Below are 20,440 nucleotides of genomic sequence, written 5' to 3' on the forward strand. Positions count from 1 at the left end.
GCCTCCATCCCCGCCTGAAACCGCGTCGTCGCGTCCAGGCTCCGCATCAGCGCCTGGACCCGCCGCTGCGTCGTCCGGAAACTCCACCCCAGAGCCCGGGCGATCGCCTCGTCCGTCTGTCCCGAGGCCAGCAGCAGGAGCAACGCCCGCGTCTGCTCGTCAGGACCCGCCTCCGACATCCCGGGTATCGGCAGCGCCAGCCGCCACTCGGCCTCGAACAACGCGATCAGCGCGTCCAGCAGCGACGAGGGGTGGATCACGTAGGCGGTGGTCAGCGCCTCCTCGGGGTCGCGGATCGGGATGAGCGCCTGCCGGTCGTCGCCGATCACCATCTTGATCGGCAGCGTGGGCCGGGTCCGGGCGTGCTCGCCGAAGGCCTGCGAGCCCCGGATGTCCTCGATGAGGCGGCCGGGCCAGGTCAGGGCGGCCCGGGTGTAGATGACGCGGTAGCTCAGGCCGGAGCGGGCCCGGCTGGCGGCGTGCTCGTGGTTGCTGCCGGGGGCGTCGAGGTAGGGCGGGCGGTCGAAGCCGCGGATCTGCTGCCGGGCCTCGGTCTGCACGTGGCCGAAGCGGCGGCTGATCTCCTCGTGGCCGCGCACCACCTCCACCGACAGCGAGGGGTCCGTATAGCGCGCGGCCGAGCGGTAGCTGTCCATCAACTCGTTCATCAAGGACCTGACCCGCAGCAGCTCCTGCTCGGTGCGGCCGACCAGGGAGCCGATCGCGACGTCAGGGGCCGAGGCGAACCACAGCGCCGCCCGGCCCGGGGCCCGGCTGGCCATGCCCTCGGCGGTCAGGCGGTCCAGCGCGGCGCGGACCTTACCCAGCGGTAGACCGGTCACCTCCGCCAGCCGGGACGCCCCGGACTCCGGATGCTCAACGAGTGCCGAGTAGACCGTTCCGCACGGTTCCGGCAGGCCCACCGATTCCAGCACGTCAGCCCCCTTATTCGCGCGCGGTGGCGTAAAGACGCCGGGTGGCGAGAATACGCCCCGTTGGCCTTCTTGTGCCATCGGCTCGGGCGCTGCCAGGTTGTTCCCCACAGTTCATTCGCTGAAGCGTGTGAGGAACCGAATGCACAGTGTAAGTAGGCGAATACGCCTGATCACGACCCTGGTCGCAAGCACCACGCTGGCGGCCGGGTCGCTCTGCGCGGCGAGCGCCGCCACCGCCTCGAACGGCCCGTCCGTCCCGAGCCGGCCCACCTATACCTTCGACTCGGCCGGCACCACCCCGTTCGGCGAGAGCTGGAAGGCCTCCGACCACCCGGTGCCCGGCGGGAACGCCGCGGCCGCCGCCTCCGGTCACGAGGCCACCAGCATGATCAGCGGCAGCACGCCGATCCCGGACTCCCTCGTGGCCGCCGCGAAGAACGACGCCGCGGCCAGCGTGAACAAGCGCCTGGCGGTGGCGAACACCTCGGGTCTGCCGGACAACTACGGCATCTCCACCTCGCTGGAGAGCTGGATGAACTCCGGCGGCGTCGACGCTCTGGGCGCCTACAGCGACCTGGCCTCCCGCTACGGCAAGCTGCCCGGACAGGGTGAGATCATCACCAACGTCTGTGTCGGCGACCTCACCGACGCCTCGATGGCCGCCGCCGGCGACGGCTACGTCAAGACCTACGGCCCGACCACGATCGTCCAGAACGGCCAGCGCTACCTGGACCTGCCGTCCATGCCGCTGATCCCGACCTACGTCTCGGACCCGGCCGGGCATCTCAATCCCCTGGGATCCACAGAGAACGAGGACCAGGCGGACGGTGAGATCATGCTGGACTTCAGCGTGATGGCCCCGCTGCCGCACCAGGACCAGCGGCCGGCGAACACCGGCAGCGGCTTCACCGACCTGCTCGGCATCGCCCCGGGCGCGCAGTACCGGCTGGTCGTGCCGGCCACCCCCTCGGTCGACCAGATCCGGGTCGCGCTGCTGGCCGCCGCGCGCCAGAGCCCGCGGCCGAACGTGATCAACGCCAGCCTCGGCTTCGGCACCGACAGCCAGGGCTTCCCGGGCCGCTACCTGGAGGACGACCCGGCGATCCAGGCCACGATCGCGCAGATCGTGCACCAGTACGGCATCACGGTCTCCATCGCCGCCAACGACGGCACCCGGCTGTACACCCCGACCGCGGTCGGCCCGGACGGCGGCAGCACGCCGACCGACGTGGCGCACTCGGCGCACCAGGCGACCACCATCGACGACGACTCGAACTCCACCACCCCGAGCCGGGTGCAGGACAGCGGCGCCATCGCGGCCGGCGGCAGCACCACCGACGACACGCTCTCGGCCGGCACCGCGGGCCCGGCGACCGTCGCCGAGACCCGGATCTCCGGCGGCGGCGACTTCTCCTCCGGCTTCGGCTCGCGGATCGACGTCTCCGCGCCCAGCGACAACATCCCGGCGTTCTCGCACACCATCGGCAAGTCGGCGCAGAGCGTCGACGTCAGCCTGACCGGCGGCACGTCGGCCTCGGCCCCGGAGGTCGCGGCCGCCGCGGCGGTGGTCGACGGCGCGGCCAAGCTGACCGGCCGGACCCTGAACCCGCAGCAGATCAGGGATCTGCTGGAGCACACCGCCCGCAAGGTGGCGACCCCGGCGCAGATCGACCGGACGCTGAACGTCGGCCCGCAGGTGGACCTCACCGCGGCCGTCGAGCGACTGCTGTCGGCCCGCCACGGCGACGACGACAACGCCGTCGTGGACGGCACCGCCGCGGACAGCACCAACGCCGACAGCACCGACGCCCGCGGCGGCCCGACGAAGATCGTCCGCCTCGGCGTCCAGCACCACGAGCTGCTGGGCCAGGAGGGCGGTGAGTTCCTGGAGAGCACCGACCCGACCTCGATCGACCTGGCCGGGCCGGCCGACGTGCGCGGCGCCAAGACCGGCGAGGGCCTGGTCGGCCCGCTCACGTTCGCCGCGGACGTGGTGAACGCCGGGCACGGCAGCAGCTACCGGCTCACCGTCGGCTCGCAGCACTTCGATTCCGCCACCCCGGCGATCCGGCTCACGCCGACCCAGCTGCTGACCGCGGCCGGGCTGCCCGTGGTGTCGACCACGCCGCGCACCGTCCCGGTCCGCTTCGACGTGCTCTCCCACGGCCGCTCGACGGCCTCGGTCACGCAGTCGATCACGCTGAGCGCCACCGACGGCACGTACCTGGAGGCCCAGGCCCCGACCGCCCCGGCGACCGTCAACGCCGGCCAGAGCGTGACCGTGCACTACGACCTGACCGGTGTGCGGAACCTGAAGTCGCCGACGATCGCGGTGTCCACGGTCGGCCACTGGAGCCCGGTCCTGGCCCCGCTTTACGCCAACGTGTGGACCGCGCCGCTCACCGGCACCTCCGGTGACATCACGATCCCGGCCTCGGCGTTCACCTCCGGCGGCGGCATCTACGGCATCTCCATCATCCAGAACTACGCCGAACCGCAGTTCCCGACCTACGGCGAATCCACGCCGATCCGGGTCGCGGGCTTCACCGCCGACCGGCGCCCGGACGCCCCGACGCTGGCCGTCGGCGGCCACCGCGACGACGCCTCGGCCGCGTTCGGCCACCAGGCGGAGGTCAAGCGCAGCGCGCCGACGTTCAGCGTGCACTACTCGGTGGACCAGGTGCCCGGCGCCGCCGGCGCGATGCTGGAGATCTCCTCCGGCGCGCCGACACTGTGGAACTCGCTCAACACCTTCACCGCGCAGAACGGCACCGCCCGGGACGGCGACGGCTACGACGCCGGCTCGCTGGTCTACCAGAAGCTGCCCGGCCGCTCCGGAACCGTGACGCTGGACGCGATCAAGCTCGGCCTGCCCTCGTCCTCGTCCTACAACGTCCGGATCCTGCCGGTCGGCCGGGACGGCAAGGCGGCCGGACAGGCCTCCCCCTCCTCGGCCCTGGTCGTGGACGACGGGCTGCCTCCGAACGGCTCGCAGGTCCTGGACTTCGCGGCCAAGGGCGCCGACTCGGTCGCCGTGCGGACCGACGCCTCCGACCCCGGAGAGTCGGTGGTGCACTACAACCCGGCCAACGGGACCTACGGCTCGGTGATCACCGCCGACACGACGCAGTCCGGGCCCTACGCCATCATCGGCGTGGACGACTCGGCGCACCGCGTGGTCCTGATGCACACCCTGAACCAGGACTCGTACCAGCTCGAAGTGCGGAACCTGTCCGACGGCAGCCTGGTCGGCACGCCGCAGGTGGTGCAGAACCCGCCCGGCGACGTCATCGGCGGCCGGATGGACGCCGGCCGGCACCAGGCCTGGGTACTCCAGTGGAAGGCTCCGGACTACCACGACGAGCTGCTGAACGTCGATGTCAGCACCGGTAAGGCCGGCACCCCGGTCGAGCCGGACGCCGCCGCCAAGGCCCCCGCGCACCACTACGACGGCATCGACATCGACCCGAGCACCGGCACCGTCCAGCTCGCGTTCCTGCCCAACTTCGCGGAGTGCTTCGGCAGCGCGGCGAACACGGTGATCAACATCAGCGAGGCCACCGGCGCGGTCAGCGTCAGCTCCGGGTCCGTCCCGGCCTGCGGGGTCGGCTTCGCCTCGTCGCAGGACGGCTCCAAGGCCACGCTGCTGAACTACGCCAGCTTCAGCGTCAACATGCTCAGCCACACCACGCTGAACCAGGTCGACGAGAAGAGCCTGACCTCCGGTGCCGCCAGCACGCTGCGCCAGCAGCAGGCCGGTCCGGTGGCCGTGGACAGCGCGCACCACCTGGCGCTGATCGCCTACGCCAGCCCGCAGCCGCTGTCCATCTTCGGCCACCCCGGCGGGGTCCAGACCGACAGCAACGGCCGCAGCCAGATCGACGTGGTGGACACCGACACCGGCAAGGTGGTGAAGACCCTGTCCTCGTTCCAGTTCAACCAGGGCTTCGGCGGTCCGCTGGCGTTCACCGCCGAGCCGGACATCCAGATCGACCCCAAGACCCGGACCGGCTACACCTACGGGCCGAACTGGAGCCAGATCGAGCAGTTCAGCTACTGATCACTGATCGCTGATCGATCGCTGATCCCTGATCACCGATCCCTCACCGATCCCTCACCGACCGCCGCCCCGTCGGCCGCTCCCCGGAGCGGTCTGGCGGGGCGGCGGCCCGTTTCCCCAGGGCGGCGACCGCTCCATAGGAGCTTCAAGCCAAGCTTGGATTTAGCTGGCGCCGCGGTGGACCAGGTCGGTCGAGACCGCCCAGAGGCGCTTGGCGGTAGCGGGATCGAGCGCCCATTCCTTGACACCGTGCGGGTGCTGCGCGAGGTCGGCGTCGTCCGGCACGGTGTAGGCCTCTCGGCAATCGTCGAGGTAGTGGCCTCCGGAGTGGGCGAACTGCGGGGCGACGGCCGCGACGATGCTGGTGGCGGCCCCCTGCTCCACCGTTTTGTACGTGAAGACTCCGGCGGCCTCGGCCGCGTCGAGCGACTGCCGCTGTTGCGTTGTGAAGTTCCGCTGTAGACCCGTCGCGACGCCGCCGGGATTCACTGTATTGGCGATGATCCCGTCGCAGGCCCAAAGGCGGGTCGCCTCGACGGCGAACAAGGAGTTCGCCGTCTTCGACTGGGCGTAGGCGATCTGCGGGTCGTAGCCGCGACGCTCGAAGTGGAGATCGTCGAAGTCGATGCCGGAGCGCATGTGCGCCGTCGAGCTGACCGACACGATCCGTGCTCCGTCGCGGTCGGACGCTCCCAGGGCCAGGGCGTCGTGAAGGCCGGCGGCGAGGGCGAAGTGGCCGAGATGATTTGTCGCGAATTGCCACTCCCAGCCCTCACGGGTTCGTTCGAGGCCGCCGGTGACCACGCCCGCGTTGTTGATCAGCAGGTGCAGCGGGCCGCTCCAGGCGTCGACGAACGACGTGACGGTGGTCCGGTCGGCGAGGTCCAGCCGGACGACCCGGGGCCGGGCCCCTCCGGTCGACTTCTCGATCGCTTCAGCGACGGCGTCACCGGCAGCCGAGTTCCGCACAGCGAGCGTCACCTGCGCCCCGGCCGCGGTCAACGCACGAGCCGTCTCGACCCCGATTCCGGAAGAGCCTCCTGTCACGATCGCGCGCAGGCCGGTGAGGTCGACGCCCTCCAGCACCTCTTCCGCGGTGCTGGAGGCGGTGAAGGAGGTGGAGATGAGTTCGCGAGCAGTCATGGCGATGACTATACAGACTAGACTTGATTTGTTTAGTACGATGCCCGCTCGTATGCTCGGTCGCATGAGCAGTCCCGATACCGGCCACCGGCCGTCGGCAAGCGCCGGTACCGACCGTCGGACCATGGTTCTGGACACCGCCCTGGCCACGTTCGCGCGGTTCGGTTACCGGAAGACCTCGATGGAGGACGTGGCGCGGGCGGCGCACATCTCCCGGCCCGGGCTCTACTTCCTCTTCTCCTCGAAGGAGGCTCTGTTCCATGCCGCGGTCACCCAGGCCCTGGAGCGCGACATCGCAGCGGCCGAGCACGTCCTGGCCGACGCCGACCGCCCGCTCACAGCGCGCCTCGTTGAAGCGTTCGACCAGTGGGCGGGCCGCTACATCGGCCCGCTGACACGCGATGTCGCCGTGGTCGTCGAGGACAACCCCGACCTCCTCGGAGAGATCGTCGAGACCACGCCGCGACGTTTCGAGGAACTGATCACGGACGCGATCGCCGTCGAGTCAGGACGAGAGGCGGCCGTCCCTGTCGCACAGACGATGATCAGCACATCGATCGGCCTCAAGCATCAGGCCGCATCGCGGGAGTTCTACCTCGAACGCCTGAAGGTCGCCGTCGAACTCCTGGTGCGCTGAAGACACCCACCGAAGCCGGAGGAGAATCCGGCCATCGCAGCAAGGCCTCATCACACGGTCAGCACGATCTTGCCCTGCGTCCGACCGGGCCGCCGACGGCGTCCAGGACCACGTCCACGTCCTTCAGCTCGCGGGTGAAGTCGGCGGTGCGGTAGTCGACCACTTCGTCGGCACCGAGGCCGAGGACGAATTCGTGCTTGGCGGCGCCGGCGGTGGCCAGGACATACGCGCCGCGGGCTTTGGCGATCTGCACGGCCAGGTGCCCGACCCCGCCGCCGGCCGCGTGGATCAGGACCCGGTCCCCGGGCGCCACCTCGGCGGCGTCGACCAGCGCCTGCCAGGCGGTGAGGCCGGCCAGCGGGAGCGCGGCGGCGTGCACGTGGTCCAGGGCGGCGGGCTTGCGCGCCAGCTGGCGGGAGGGGACGGCGACGTACTCGGCGTAGCCGTTCGCGGCGCGGGGGAAGAACGGCATCCCGTAGACCTCGTCCCCGACCTCGAACCGGGTCACGCCGGGCACATCCTCCTCCACGACCCCTGAGATGTCCCAGCCGAGCGTGAACGGCTCCAAAGTTTCCATAGCGATCACTACAGAAGTAAGCTACCACATTCGCTAGCGATCGCTATAGAATGAATCCGTGACCACGACCACCAAGGGCCGCCCCCGCGGCTTCGACCGCGACCAGGCCCTGGAAGCGGCGCTCATGGAGTTCTGGCGCCACGGCTACGAAGCGACCTCCATCGCCACCCTCACCAAGGCGATGGGCATCAACCCGCCCAGCCTCTACGCCGCCTTCGGCGACAAGCGCAAACTCTTCAGCGCCGCCGTCGTGCGCTACGCCGAGACCCACGGCGACTACGGCTCCCGCGCCCTGGACCAGACCACCGCGCGCGGCGTGATCGAGACGATGCTCCGCCTGGCCGCCACCAAGTACACCGACACCGCCGCCCACCCACCCGGCTGCCTGGTCATCGACGGCGCCACCAACACCACCGACGCATCCCAGGACGTCGCCGCCGAGCTGCGCGCCTACCGCGAGAACACGAAGCAGGCCATCGCGCGCCGGATCACGGCCGACATCAACGCGGGCACGCTGCCCCCGAAGACGGACGCACCGGCCCTGGCCACCTTCTACGCGGCCGTGATCCAGGGCATGTCGACGCAGGCCCGCGACGGCGCCAGCGAGGAGGACTTGCAGCGGGTGGTGGACATGGCGCTGGCGGCTTGGCCGAACTGAGCGGGGCTGAGCAGGGCCGAGCAGGGCTAAGCAGCAAGGTGAGCTGGGTCGAGCAGGGCTAAGCAGAGTTGAGCAGCATTGTCGAGCAGCGTTAGGGATTGAGCGCAGCGCTCACCAGGAGCCGGTCAGCACAGCCATGCTCTCCGCGCCGGATCATCCGGTAGCACCTCGATCTGCTCAGGCGCCGCACGCTCGACGGTCTCAGCGTCCGCCGCGGCATAGATCACCCGCGCCCCGGCCCCTGCCACCGCCGCACGATCCACCACCGCACGATCCACAGCCGCACAGTCCACCGCCGCGACAAAGCCCAGCGGCCCGTGACCCTCCCACCGCGGCCAACCGACGCCCGCCGGCAACCGCGGCACGCCGCCAAGCCGCGCGGCAACCGCCCCACCGCCACCGCCACCGCCACGCCCGCCGTCGTCTTCTTCCGCATCGTCCCGCACCAACCGCACCCCCGGCCGCAGCAACGCGGCCCAAGTAGCGGCATCGCCCGCACTCAAATGCTCGCGCGCCACGGACGCGAGCCGCTCCATCGTGGTCATGCCGCACAGCGTGTCATCCACCCACCACCGCCACAGAACACTGCTACGCTGACCATCGCCGCCTATTGAAAACAGTTATCATCACCAACTAGGTGGACCACCGATCACCGACCGAGCCGGCACCCGCCAGCACGTCAACACCCGTCAACACCCGTCAGCACCCCGATACCGGAGCACCACCCCATGAAAATCGCCTTCGTAGGCAAAGGCGGCAGTGGCAAGACCACCCTGTCCGCCCTGTTCGCCCGCCACCTCGCCAGCACCGGAGCCCAGGTCGTAGCGGTCGACGCCGACATCAACCAGCACCTCGGCGTGGCCCTGGGCCTCGGCGAGCGCGAGGCGGCCATGGTGCCGGCCCTCGGCGCGCACCTGCCGCGGGCGAAGGAGTACCTGCGCGGCGACAACCCGCTCATCGCGGACGCCGCCGACATGGTGAAGACCACCCCGGCCGGTCGCGGGTCGCGACTCCTACGCGTGACGGGGGGCGGCGACCCGTTCCACGCCGACTGGAGCGTCCCCGTCGCCCCGAACCTGCGCCTGCTGGCCAGCGGGCCGTTCGCCGAGGAGGATCTCGGCGTCGCCTGCTACCACTCCAAGACCGGGGCCGTCGAGCTCTACCTGAACCACCTCGTCGACGTCGAGAACGAATACGTGGTCGTGGACATGACCGCCGGTGCCGACTGCTTCGCCTCCGGCCTGTTCACCCGCTTCGACCTCACCTTCCTGGTGGCCGAGCCGACCGTGCGCGGGACCGGCGTCCACCAGCAGTACCGCGACTACGCCGACGGTTACGACGTCGCCCTCGCCGTGGTCGGCAACAAGGTCACCGGCCCGGAGGACGTCGACTTCCTCCGCGAGCGGATCGGCGCGGACCCGCTCGCCTGTTTCGGCACCTCGCGCTATGTCCGCGCCGCCGAGCAGGGGCGTGTCGAGCCGCTGGACCTGCTGGAGCCCGAACACCGCGAGGTCCTGCGCACCATGGCGCGCGCCGCCGAGGCCCGGCCCAAGGGGCCTGAGGACTGGGCCCGGTTCCAGGACCAGGCCGTCCAGTTCCACCTGCGCAACGCCCGCGCCTGGGCCGACCGCGCCACCGGCGTCGATCTGGCCGCCCACGTCGACCCCGAATTCGTGCACGGCCCGCACGCGCTGTCGGCCGTGTCCGCTTGATGATCAACCCGAGAAAGGTGGAACCCTGATGTCCCTGGACGTCTCCCCGCAGCTGCTGGCCCAGGCCGAGGCCGGTGACGTGGATCCGGCAGCGTTCGTCGAAACCGTCCGCACCTCGCTGCCCTACGCCTACGAGATGGTCGCCTCGTTGGCGCGGGATCTAAAGGCCGGCGCCGCCGAGTTCGCCGACAACCAGGTCCCGCCGCCTTCGGAAGCTGAGCGCGGGCAATTGCTGCGCGCGCTGGCCAGCGACTCCATCCGCGGGAGCCTGGAGCGGCACTTCGAGATCAAGCTGGCGTTCCAGAACTGCCACCGGGTCGCGGCGTTCCAGCCCGGCGCGGAGAACACCGACACCTACGCCAAGTTCACCTCGCAGCGCGCGCAGCTGCTGAACCAGTCTCCTGCGCTGCGGGACTGCTGACCCGAAGAAAAGGGCGAGGCCGCCGGCCGGGGGACAGTCGGCGGCCTCTTTCCAGATGGCCTTTCTCAGAGGTCTGCGCGCAGAGGTCTAGACGCCGAGCTCTCCGCGCAGTGGCACATCACCCCTGGCTCACCGCGAACACATGCATCGCGGTGGTGTTGCTGCCCACCGACGAGGACACGTTCGGGAACGTGACCGACGCCAGCGTCTTGGTCGAGTCCAGCGGCACCGTGGTGGCGAACACGTACATCGTGATCGACTGCGAGCCGCCGGAGGTGCTGTTCCGGTAGGGCATCGTGGCGACCGCGGCGTCCGTGCTGTCCGGGGCGCTGGCCCAGTCGTTCAGAGTCAGCGTCTGGGTGGTGGAGGTGCCGTCGGTGTAGGTGAGGGTGATCGGTCCGGCGGAGCCGCCGTTGCTGGACGAGCCGAGCACGCCCAGCTTCGTCGCGCCGGCCTTGCCGGTCACCAGCATGGTCTGGCCGTCCGGCAGGATGTTGTCCGCGCCGCAGGCCTGGACGTTCGGCCAGGTGTAGGTGACACCGCCGGACGTGACGGTGGCGCCGGGCTTGATCCCGTTCGCCGCCAGGGCGTCGGCCGAGTAGCTGTAGCCGTCGCCGTCGAAGTTGGCACACGCCGTGTTGCTGTCCGGCGAGGTGCCGGTGTTGCTGTAGTAGTCCGCCGGGTTGGCGGTCGGGGTGATCGGCAGGACCTTGCCGTCAGAGACCTGACCGGCGGCGTTGACCACGCTCACCGAGGCGTTGGTGCCCGGGTAGACGTGGAACTGGCCGTTGGTCCCGCTCGGGTTCGGCACGGTGAAGGTGATCGCCGTGTCGCTCCAGGAGTCCACGGTGAACGCCGCCGAGTTGCCCGGGGCGCCCCAGTTGACGCCCTGGTCGCTGAAGGCGACGTAGCCGGTGCCCTGGGTGGCGCCGAAGCCGGTGCCGTGCACGGTCACCTGCTGCCCCGCCGCGCCCGGTGACGGGCTGACCGCGGTGGCCACCGCGCCGGTCGGCGCGGCGGTCGAGGTCCCGAGGGCGAACACGTGCAGCCGCCCCTGGTCGGTCCCGGAGGGCAGGGTCACCGAGGCCAGCGTCTTGGTGGGATCGACGGGGAGCACCGTGGCGAACACGTGGGTCACGGTGGTGTCCTTGCCGCCGGCGCAGGCGGCGCAGTCCCGGTAGGGCAGCGTCGCCGCGTCGGTGTTGCCGAACGAGGGCTTGGCCTTGCCGGCGGCCAGCGTCCAGTCGGACAGACCCAGCCAGAACTGCGAGGTGCTGCCGTCGGAGTAGGTCAGGGTCGTGATGCCCTGGCTCGGACCGCCGTCGGCCGCGCCGAGCAGACCGAACTGCCGGGTCCCGGCCGGCGCCGACACGGTCACCTTCTGGCCGGCGGCGATGGTGTTGTCCGGGAAGCCGGAGGACGGCAGCGGCCAGTCGTAGGTGATGCCGCCGACGGTGGTCGGCTTGCCGGGGTTGAGCCCGGCGGCGGCGAGCGCCTGCTGGGAGTAGCTGTTGCCGTCACCGTCGAAGTTGACGTCGTTCACCGCGGAGGTGACGGCCGTGTCGTCGGCGATGCCGCTGTTGTCGAAGGTGGACAGCAGACTGCCCTTGGTCGTGACCAGGACGGTCAGGTTCAGGGTCGGCAGCGCCTTGCCGTTGTCGGTGAGCTTGACCGGCACGGTGTAGAAGGTCTGCGCCGCCGAGGCCGAGGCCTTGACGGTCAGCTTCAGCGAATCCTTCCCGGCCGGCGACAGGTGCAGCGCCGAGGAGGACAGCTTCGCGGTCACGCCGGAGGGCGCCGTGGCGCTCACGCCGATCTTCTGGTGCTGGTCCAGGACGTCCTGCGCGGAGACCGTGATGGTCGCGGTGCCGCCCGGGGCGACCTGGACCTGCTGGTCCGACAGATGGCCGATGGCGGGCTGCTGGCCGGCGCCGTCCGAGGGCGGCACGTCGTTCTTGCCCGCGCCCCAGCCCTTGTTCGGGGTGGAGCCCATCTTGATGTCGAGCGTCGCGCCCTTGGTGAACGCCGAGGCCGGCAGGTAGGCCGAGTGCCACGGGGAGCCGTTCAGCTTCATGTTCTGGACGTAGAAGTTCTTCACCGAGTCCGCGCCGGGGGCGTTGACGGTGATGGACTTGCCGTTGCCCAGGTGGACGATCTCCAGCGGGAACTCAGGGCTGTTCAACGCCATGTCCGCGCTGCCGGCGGCCGCCGGGAACATGCCCAGCATGGCGTAGACCTCCTGCGACGACATGGTGCCCAGGTCGTCGTTGCCGCCCATGCTGTCCTTGGGGTCGTCGGTGAAGATCTGGGTCCGCAGCCGGTTCACGGTCTGCTGCGCCTTCCACGGCGCGCCGGCCCAGTCGTACACCCACGGCACACCCATGTCCGGCTCGTTGCCGACGAACGCGTACGGCGAGGGCGGGCCCTGGTCGAGCTGGGTGAAGAAGGTGTCCAGCTGCTTCTGCACCGCGGCGGGGCCGCCCATGGCCGTGACCAGACCGCCGAGGTTCCAGCCGATCTGCCAGCGGTACTGCGAGGCGTCGCCCTCGACGTAGTTGCCGGAGTCGGTCAGCGTGGTCGGGACGTACGTGCCGTTGGTGGTGCGCGGCGCGATGATCCCGGTGGCCGGGTTGTACAGGTTCTGCCAGTCCTGCGACCGGTTCTGCAGCGCGGTGGCGTCGGTCTTGTCACCGAGCGCGCCGGCGAACTGGCCCAGGGCGTAGTCGGCGGCGCCGTATTCCTCGGTCGTCGACACCGGGCCGTAGAAGTTGCAGCAGGTGTTGGCGGCGTCGGAGGGGACGTAGCCGAGCTGTTCGTAGGCGGCCAGGTCCGGCCGGATGTTGTTGGGCGTGTTCGCCTCGGCCAACGCGTACTTCAGCGCCGACGCGGTGTCGAAGTCCCGCGCGCCGAAGGCGTAGTAGTCGGCGAGTTCGCCGTCGGCCGGGTCGCCGACCATGACGTAGCTCTCGCCGTTGTTCATCGCCCACTTCGGCATCATGCCGTTGTTCTGCGATGCGTCGTTGACGATCGACTGCGCGGCGTTGCTGGCCATCGCCGGGTCGACGATCGCCTCCAGCTGCGCCTGGGTCCGGTAGATGTCCCAGCCGGAGTAGTTGGCGACCTGGATGTGCCCCGGCTGGACGGTGTGCACCTGGTTGTCGAACCCGATGTACTGGCCGTTGGTGTCGGAGAACGTGTTCGGGTGCAGCAGCGCGTGGTACAGCGAGGTGTAGAAGATCTGCTGCCGGGCCGCGGTGCCGCCGCCGATCTGGATCTTGCCCAGCTCGTTGTTCCAGGCCTTGACGCCGGCGGCGTGCACGCCGTCGAAGCCGAAGCCGGTCTGCTCGGCCGCCAGGTTCGCCGAAGCGTTGGCGCCGGAGGTGAACGAGATGCCGACCTTGGCCTGGACCACCTGGTCAGAGGCGGTGTTGAAGGTCAGGTACAGACCGTCGGGGCCGGTGGTCGCGGCGGCCTTGGCGTCGTTCTTCACGGCCGTCTTCGGTGCGGCCGGCATGGCGCCGTGCAGGGTCGGCGCCGGGATCGCGCCGGGCTTGGCCGCGGTGGAACCGGTCGAGCCGGTCGTCGAGCCGCTGCCGCCGGCCGGGCTGGGGCTGGCGCTCGGGCTCGGCGAGGCAGTGGGGCTGCTCGGGCTCGCGGCGGAGGTCGGCGCCTGGGTGTTCGTGCTCTGCGTCGTCTTCTGCGTGGTCTTCGCAGCGGCCGGGGCGTTGCCCGGCGTGACGGTCGTCCCGGTCCACGTGCCGTTGGCGGTGAACGGCTGGTCGAAGACGATGTCGAAGTTCAGCGTGTAGGTGTTGGCCGCACCGCAGAAGTGACCGCTGGTGACCGAGCCCTTCACCTCGTTGTTCCCGACGACCTGCGCGGTGGTGGCGGAGTCGCCGTTCTGCGAGCCGGTCAGCTTGAACAGCAGGTTCGACTGCGCGCCGGCCGGGAACGTGAAGCGGCCGATGCCCGAACGCGCGGTCTCGGTCAGCTCGGTCTTCACCGCCGAGGCCCCGGTGCCGGTGGTCACCGAGTAGTAGTCGGGCGAGGCCGACTCGGCGGAGTGGCTGAACGGGGCCGACACACTGGACGGGTTGCTCGGCAGGGCGCCGACCGTCGGCAGGATCGGCACGTCGCCGAACGCCCCGCAGCCCGGGCCGGACATGTGCGTCAGGCTGAACCCGGATATCTGCGAGTCGTTGTAGTAGTAGCCGCCACCCTCCGGCCGGTCCGGAGTGGTGTCCGGGCCCCACTGCATCATGCCGAACGGCACGTCCGGCCCGGGGAAGTCGTCGGCCTGGCCGCCGGCCCCGCCGTCGCCGGTGGACAGGAACGGGTTGACCGCCGCCGCCGGGTTGGCCACCGGCGTGACGCCGCCGGCCGCGCCGGTCGCGGCGAACGCCGTCCCGGCCGCTCCGGACAGACCTGCTGCAACGCTTAAGGCTCCGGTCAAGACGGCCGCTCCGGCCACCTTCACCATCCTTCTTCGAACACTTACCTGGCGCGCCATGGGCACCATCCCTCCAACGAGCTATGGGTTCTCGAACGGGGTTCGAAGGTGACCTCGGTAACGTTAGCAAGCCTTCTGAGTTGCGACTATGGGTCCTGCGAGAACGTTTTTCCTGTGAACGTTCCCATGCTGGTCAGGACGACCCGGTGACTCAAAACCGTTATCCGGGCACGGAATCTCCGGCATGACAAAAGTGGTCGGAGCCGACATCGGCCCCGACCACCTGGACAGCGGGTTGTACTACATCGCTATATGTCTGTGAGGATTAGGAAATCTGGCGGTATCAGCCCCGATATGTCTCCAGCAGCCGGAGCCAGACCTCGCCGATGGTCGGGTAGGCGGGCACGACGTGCCACAGCCGGGACACCGGCACCTGCGCCGCGACCGCCATCGCCGCCGAGTGTACGAGCTCTGCGACACCGGGCCCCACGAACGTGACGCCGACCAGCACCTCCCGGTCCAGATCGACGACCGCCCGGGCCTGGCCGCGGTAGCCGTCGGCGTAGAGCGCGGACCCGGCGACCTGGCCGAGGTCGTAGTCCACCGCCCGCACTCGCAGACCCTTGCTTCGCGCCTGCTCCAAAGTAAGACCGGCCGCCGCGGCCTCCGGATCGGAGAAGACGACCTGGGTCACGGCGTGCAGATCCGCGGTCGCGACGCTGCGGCCCCAGGGCTCGGTGTCCAGCTGCCGGCCGAAGGCCCGGTCCGCGATCACGCCGCCGAAGATCCGGCCCTGGTACTTGCCCTGGTGTGTGAGCAGAGCGCGGTGGTTGAGGTCGCCGGCCGCGTAGAGCCAGGTCCCGCCGGCACCCCGCACCACGCCGGTGTCGTCGACCTCGACCCAACCGCCGGGCTTGAGGCCGACGGTCTCCAGCCCGAGGTCCGCGGTCGCGGGGCGGCGGCCGGTGGCGAACAGGACCTCGTCGGCGGTGAGGCTGCCGCCGCCGAGGGTGAGCTCGACCGTTCCGTCGGCTCGGCGCTCCACCGCCGTGGCCGACTCGCCGAAGCGCACGTCCACGCCGGACTCGCCCAGCGTCTCGGCGACGATCTCCCCGACGAAGGGCTCCATCCCGGTCAGCAGCCGGTCGTCGCGCACGAGCATCGTGACCGCACTGCCCAGGGCCCGCCACGCCGTCGCCATCTCGACGGCCACCACGCCGCCGCCGATGACGGCCAGCCGGCCGGGCACCTGCTTGGCGCTGGTGGCCTCGCGGCTGGTCCACACCTTGGCCGAGGACACCCCCGGCAGGTCCGGCACCGCGGCCTGGGTGCCGGTGCACAACGCCACCGCGTGCCGCGCGGTCAGGACCCGCTCGCCGCCGTCCGGGGTGCGCACCACCACGCGCCGTTCCCCGTCGAGCCGGCCGTGTCCGCGCACCAGGCACAGTCCGGCCTTGTCGAGCCATTCGACCTGGCCGTCGTCCTTCCAGTTCGCGGCGAACTCGTCGCGCCGCGCCAGCACCGCCCCGGCGTCCACCGCACCGGTGACCGCCTGCGCCGCACCGGCCACCCGCCGGGCGTCGGCCACCGCGGCGACCGGCCGCAGCAGCGCCTTACTCGGCATACAGGCCCAGTACGAGCACTCGCCGCCGACGAGTTCGTGCTCGACAATAGCCACGCTCAGCCCGCCGGCGTGCACCCGGTCCGCCAGGTTCTCCCCGGTGGGGCCGGCCCCCACCACGACGACGTCGAACACGTCGCCGTCGGCCGGGTCGATCGTGTCGGCCTGCCCGTCGTCACCGATGGAGGGCGACGCCCCGTGCGGGAAGATCGGCGCCCCCTCCGCCACCATGTCCTCGGCGGCGTGCACCACGTTCACATCGACGGCTTCCATAGTTCTCCTATTGAGTATCCGGATATCAGTGCTGGACGAGGCCGCCGACCGGCACCGGCGCGACATGGCCGGTCACCGGCGTGCCGAGCGCCAGCGCGAGGCCGACATCGACCAGCGACGAGCGGCGCCGGGACGGCACGTCGGCGAACGGGGTCCAGACCGACTCGGCGGTCTGGCCGTTCGGTTCGGGCCGCAACTCGCCCCCGGTGATCCGTACCCCGTAGAAGATGCCGATGTTCTGGTGCGGAACCGGAGCGGGGACGCGCAGCTCCGGGAGCGGGATCACCCGCGAGTCGACGCCGAGCAGCCGCTCGACCACCGCTTCGCAGCCGGTCTCCTCGGCGACCTCGCGGATCACCGTGTCGAACGGGTCCTCGGTGTGCTCGACCCCGCCGCCGGGCAGGGTCCAGACGCTCTCGCCGGTCGGCGGCACGCTGAGGGCCAGCAATACTCTGTCATCGACGATGCACACGGCGTAGGCCGCCAGCCGGAAGCTCATTCCGGCACGGTATCCGAGGCCGCGCGCGCAAAGCGCGGTCCGGCCGCGCAGTCGACGGCCGGACCGAGAGGGAGACAGCGGCAAGAGCTCAGCTGTTTTTGGGAGCCGAAGCGGAATCCGCACTGCCGTCCTGGGCCGTGCCCGCCGCTCGGCCTCCCGGAGGCGGGCCGGGCTTCGGCGGCGCGGGCGGGCCGGGCTTCGGTGCCGGGGGCGGACCGGGCTTGGGCGTCGGAGCCGGAGTCGGAGTCGGAGTCGGGGCCGGGGCGGGAGTCGCGGCGGTCGCAGCCGCCGCGGTGCCGCCGGCCGCCGCACCCGCCGCGGTCCCGCTCGCCGGGCCACCGGCAGCCCCGGCCTGCTCCCCATCCTCAGCGAACGCCTCGCGCAGCTGCGCCTCCTGCTCGGCGGACAGGTTCGTCTTGATCAGCTCCGCACCGGCCCGCTCCAAGGTCGGCAGCACCCGGTCCTCGACCTCGTCGGAGGAGAGCACGAACAACGCCGAGGTCCCCGGCGTCACCTTCGCCTTCACCTGTTCGATGAAGTCCTTGTCGATGCCGACGTTCGCCATCGAGCCGCCGAGCGCGCCGGCCGCGGCGCCGACGGCCATGCCCAGCAGCGGGACGAAGAACAGCAGCCCGAACAGGAAGCCCCAGAACGCGCCGCCCAGCGCGCCCCGGCCGGTCATGTCCGCCAGCTGCGAGGTCCGCGGCCGCCTGGCCTCGGCCGGCCAGCTGACCACGGCGCCGTCGAGCACCCTGATCAGCTCCTGCTTCTGCAGCTCTTCCAGCTCCTCCAGCACCTTCTCGGCGCCGTCGGGGGCATCGAACTTCCACACGGTCAGGGTTGCCACGGGTCCTCCAACGGATCGGCATCCTGACCAGTCTGCGTCGGGGGCGGCCAGGACGCCTGTCGAAGGCCGCGGCCCCTCCCCTGCTTAGCCTGCTTCCGCTACTTCGCCAGCCGTCCGAGCAACGCCGAAGCGCCGGCGATCCCGGCCAGCGCGGCGAGCGCCAGCACCCCGAAGTCCAGCGGCAGGTGCGACGGGGTCCCGATCAGCAGCCCGCGCAGCGCGTCCACCTCGTAGCTCAACGGGTTCCCCTTGCTGATCACCCGCAGCCAGGCGGGCATCAGCGACACCGGGTAGAGCGCGTTCGAGCCGAAGAACAGCGGCATGGTGATGGCCTGGCCGATGCCCATCAGCCGGTCCCGGGTCAGCACGATGCCGGCGATGCAGATCGACAGGCAGGAGAAGAACGCCGAGGCGAGCACCACGGCCAGGGCCACGCCGAGCAGCTTCAACGGGTTCCAGGTCAGCGCCACGCCGAGCAGCGCGGCGATGATCACCACCACCACCGCCTGGATCACCGACTTCACCCCGGCGGCGAACGCCTTGCCGGCCACCAGGGCCGCGCGTGGGGTCGGCGTGACCAGCAGCTTGGTCAGCACCCCGGAGTCCCGCTCCCAGATGATCTGGATCCCGTAGAAGATCGCGATGAACATCGCCGACTGCGCGATGATGCCCGGCGCCAGATAGTCCAGATACGGCAGGCCGCCGGTGGGGATGGCCCGCAGCCGGGTGAAGGTCTCGCCGAAGATCAGCAGCCACAGCGCGGGCTGGATGGCGCGGGTGTAGAGCTCGGTGCGGTCGTGCCGCAGCTTCTGGATCTCGACGGCGCACATCGCGGCCATCCGCGTGGGCAGCACGCGCCAGCCGGTGCGGACTTCGGCGGGCTTGTAGAGGAGCCGCGGTGCGGCCGGTGCGGCCGGTGCGGCGTCAGCCGACACGGGATGCGGTGTGACGGGAACGGCGGACATCGCGGAAGGTCCCTCCCTCTTGGTCGCCGAGCAGCTCGCTGTCGGCGAAGTGACGGAACACGTCTTCGAGCGTCGGCTCGGCGTCCCGGCCGGCGTCGTGCCAGGCCGCGGCGAGGTCGCGCTTCAGGCTCTCCGGGGTGCCGGTGGCCCGGATCAGGCCCTTGTGCATCAGGGCCAGCTGATCGCAGTACTGGTCGGCCTCGTCCATGTAGTGGGTGGTGACCAGCACGGTCATCCCGGTCGCGGCCCGCACGTCGTCGATCCGCTCCCAGACGCTGGTCCGGGCGATGGGGTCCAAACCGATCGTCGGCTCGTCCAGGATCAGCAGCCGCGGCGCGGTGACCAGCGCCTGCGCCAGCTCCAGCCGGCGCACCATGCCGCCGGAGTAGGTGCCGGCCATGCGGTCGGCGACGTCGGCGAGCCCGACGATCTCCAGCGCCTCGGCGACCCGCTCGGCCCGCTCCCGGCGCGGGATGTCGAAGACCCGGGCGAACAGTGCGACGTTCTCCCGGCCGGTCAGGCCGCTGTCGGCGGACAGCTGCTGCGGCACGTAGCCGAGCAGCCGGCGCACCCCCATCCGGTCCCGGGCGACATCGCGCCCGAACACCCGGATCATCCCCGGCGGCACCTTCAGCAGGGTGGTCATGGCGCGGATCGCCGTGGTCTTGCCGGCTCCGTTGGGGCCGAGCAGGCCGAACACCTCCCCGGCCGGCACCGTCAGATCGATGCCGTCCACGGCGCGGGTCTGGCCGAACGCGTACACCAGACCGGTGACCGCGATGGCCGCGACCTCGGCGTCCGGACCGGCGGCGGGCTGTCGGGAATCGGTGACGGTCATATGCCCTCTTCTCCTTCTCGGTTCTCGGAGACGGCACCGCTGTCGGGGTCGGCCTCGTCATCCACGCCGAGCCCGCTCTCGGCTTCCTCGTGCAGCGACGCGGCCAGCGCCCGCATCGCCGGCAGCGCGGCGGTCAGCGCGGCCCGGTCCTGCTCGGACAGCCGGTCGATGTGCTTCTGCACCAGCACCGAGCGCCGCTCCTGCCACTCCAGCAACCGCCGATCGGCTTCGGGCGTGACATGCAGCAACGTGGCCCGGCCGTCACTGGGATCGGCGACGCGCTCCAGCATCCCGAGCTCCACCAACCCCTTGACCAGCGTGGACACCGAATTGCCGGCCAACCCGAGTTCCTTGGCCGCCTCGGATACCCGCAACCCCGGATGCTCCCGCACCAGCCGCAGCAACTCGATCTCAGCCCCCCGCAGCCGCGGCAGCCGCAACCCGGCCCGCATCCGGCGACGGATCAGCCGCGTGAGGCCCGCCAGGACGTTCTCGAGGTCCGAGGGTTCGGTGGCACTGGTCATGCTTTGATTTTAGCTCTGAATCAGAGGTAAATGAAGGGGCCGTAGAAATCGCCGCCAATCACAAAAACCAAAAAGCTCCGGTGACAACAGCTGAGCTGTCATCACCGGAGCCGCCACACCTATCGCAGCGTCAGCCGCCCGCCTATTTCCCAGCTAGATGAATGAGTCCGAAGTTCAGGCATGTCAGTGGTAGCTATGCGGTCTGGCCGTTGGTGTCGTGGGTGTCGTCTAGGGTCGGTTGTATGAAGATCGTCCACGAGGTCGCGATCATTGTTCTCAC

14 protein-coding genes and 2 pseudogenes are annotated in these 20,440 nt (G+C 70.5%); 5 read left to right on the forward strand and 11 right to left on the reverse strand.

Features of this window, described 5'->3' with window-relative positions:
• On the reverse strand, nt 1–935 hold a 935-nt coding region (locus KGQ19_RS38255), incomplete at its 3' end, for a helix-turn-helix domain-containing protein (protein WP_212018572.1).
• Nucleotides 936–1,074: 139 nt separating this feature from the next.
• Between KGQ19_RS38255 and KGQ19_RS38260 the strand changes: the two genes are divergently transcribed.
• Entirely contained in the window at nt 1,075–4,995 is a 3,921-nt protein-coding gene (locus KGQ19_RS38260; protein WP_212018574.1) for a peptidase S8, read from the forward strand.
• Between the two features lie 162 nt (nt 4,996–5,157).
• Here KGQ19_RS38260 and KGQ19_RS38265 read toward each other — a convergent pair whose 3' ends face one another.
• Entirely contained in the window at nt 5,158–6,138 is a 981-nt protein-coding gene (locus KGQ19_RS38265) for an SDR family NAD(P)-dependent oxidoreductase (RefSeq protein WP_212018576.1), read from the reverse strand.
• Nucleotides 6,139–6,202: 64 nt separating this feature from the next.
• Here KGQ19_RS38265 and KGQ19_RS38270 point away from each other — a divergent pair, with 64 nt between their 5' ends.
• Nucleotides 6,203–6,775 carry a TetR/AcrR family transcriptional regulator gene (locus KGQ19_RS38270; protein WP_212018578.1) on the forward strand — a complete coding sequence of 191 codons (573 nt, stop codon included), beginning with the start codon at nt 6,203–6,205 and terminating at the stop codon, nt 6,773–6,775.
• Nucleotides 6,776–6,845: 70 nt separating this feature from the next.
• Here KGQ19_RS38270 and KGQ19_RS38275 read toward each other — a convergent pair.
• Nucleotides 6,846–7,337: pseudogene (locus KGQ19_RS38275) on the reverse strand (NADP-dependent oxidoreductase); the annotation flags it as partial.
• Between the two features lie 73 nt (nt 7,338–7,410).
• Between KGQ19_RS38275 and KGQ19_RS38280 the strand changes: the two are divergent.
• A complete protein-coding gene (locus KGQ19_RS38280) occupies nt 7,411–8,010 on the forward strand; it encodes a TetR/AcrR family transcriptional regulator (protein WP_212018579.1) in 600 nt (199 codons plus the stop codon).
• 125 nt (nt 8,011–8,135) lie between these two features.
• Here KGQ19_RS38280 and KGQ19_RS38285 read toward each other — a convergent pair whose 3' ends face one another.
• The gene (locus KGQ19_RS38285) at nt 8,136–8,555 is read right to left on the reverse strand and encodes a DUF1963 domain-containing protein (protein ID WP_212018581.1); all 420 of its coding nucleotides are present in this window, start codon (nt 8,553–8,555) and stop codon (nt 8,136–8,138) included.
• A gap of 183 nt (nt 8,556–8,738) precedes the next feature.
• On the opposite strand from KGQ19_RS38285, the gene KGQ19_RS38290 reads away from it, so the two are divergent.
• Nucleotides 8,739–9,722 (forward strand): ATP-binding protein, encoded by a 984-nt coding sequence (locus KGQ19_RS38290; RefSeq protein ID WP_212018583.1) that lies wholly within the window; start codon nt 8,739–8,741, stop codon nt 9,720–9,722.
• A gap of 28 nt (nt 9,723–9,750) precedes the next feature.
• Entirely contained in the window at nt 9,751–10,143 is a 393-nt protein-coding gene (locus KGQ19_RS38295) for an SCO5389 family protein (protein WP_212018585.1), read from the forward strand.
• A gap of 118 nt (nt 10,144–10,261) precedes the next feature.
• Here KGQ19_RS38295 and KGQ19_RS38300 read toward each other — a convergent pair whose 3' ends face one another.
• From KGQ19_RS38300 to KGQ19_RS38330, 7 genes and pseudogenes are all read right to left on the reverse strand, one after another.
• Nucleotides 10,262–14,614 (reverse strand): GH92 family glycosyl hydrolase, encoded by a 4,353-nt coding sequence (locus KGQ19_RS38300; protein ID WP_212018587.1) that lies wholly within the window; start codon nt 14,612–14,614, stop codon nt 10,262–10,264.
• Nucleotides 14,615–14,936: 322 nt separating this feature from the next.
• Complete coding sequence (locus KGQ19_RS38305; protein WP_212018589.1) at nt 14,937–16,487, reverse strand: dihydrolipoyl dehydrogenase family protein; 1,551 nt, start codon at nt 16,485–16,487, stop codon at nt 14,937–14,939.
• 25 nt (nt 16,488–16,512) lie between these two features.
• Nucleotides 16,513–16,986, reverse strand: coding sequence for an NUDIX hydrolase (locus tag KGQ19_RS38310; protein WP_212018591.1), 474 nt, complete (start codon nt 16,984–16,986; stop codon nt 16,513–16,515).
• Nucleotides 16,987–17,347: 361 nt separating this feature from the next.
• Nucleotides 17,348–17,833, reverse strand: a pseudogene (locus tag KGQ19_RS53115) (DUF1269 domain-containing protein); the annotation flags it as partial.
• 98 nt (nt 17,834–17,931) lie between these two features.
• Nucleotides 17,932–18,798 carry an ABC transporter permease gene (locus KGQ19_RS38320; RefSeq protein ID WP_368862224.1) on the reverse strand — a complete coding sequence of 289 codons (867 nt, stop codon included), beginning with the start codon at nt 18,796–18,798 and terminating at the stop codon, nt 17,932–17,934.
• Nucleotides 18,758–19,636, reverse strand: a complete 879-nt coding sequence (locus KGQ19_RS38325) for an ATP-binding cassette domain-containing protein (protein ID WP_212018597.1) — start codon at nt 19,634–19,636, stop codon at nt 18,758–18,760. The genes KGQ19_RS38320 and KGQ19_RS38325 overlap by 41 nt, the downstream gene beginning before the upstream one ends.
• Nucleotides 19,633–20,160, reverse strand: a complete 528-nt coding sequence (locus tag KGQ19_RS38330; RefSeq protein WP_212018599.1) for a MarR family winged helix-turn-helix transcriptional regulator — start codon at nt 20,158–20,160, stop codon at nt 19,633–19,635. Before KGQ19_RS38330 ends, KGQ19_RS38325 begins: the two co-directional genes overlap by 4 nt.
• Nucleotides 20,161–20,440 lie beyond the last annotated feature (280 nt).

Origin of the sequence: Catenulispora pinistramenti (genome assembly GCF_018274385.1) — a bacterium.
GTDB lineage: Bacteria > Actinomycetota > Actinomycetes > Streptomycetales > Catenulisporaceae > Catenulispora > Catenulispora pinistramenti.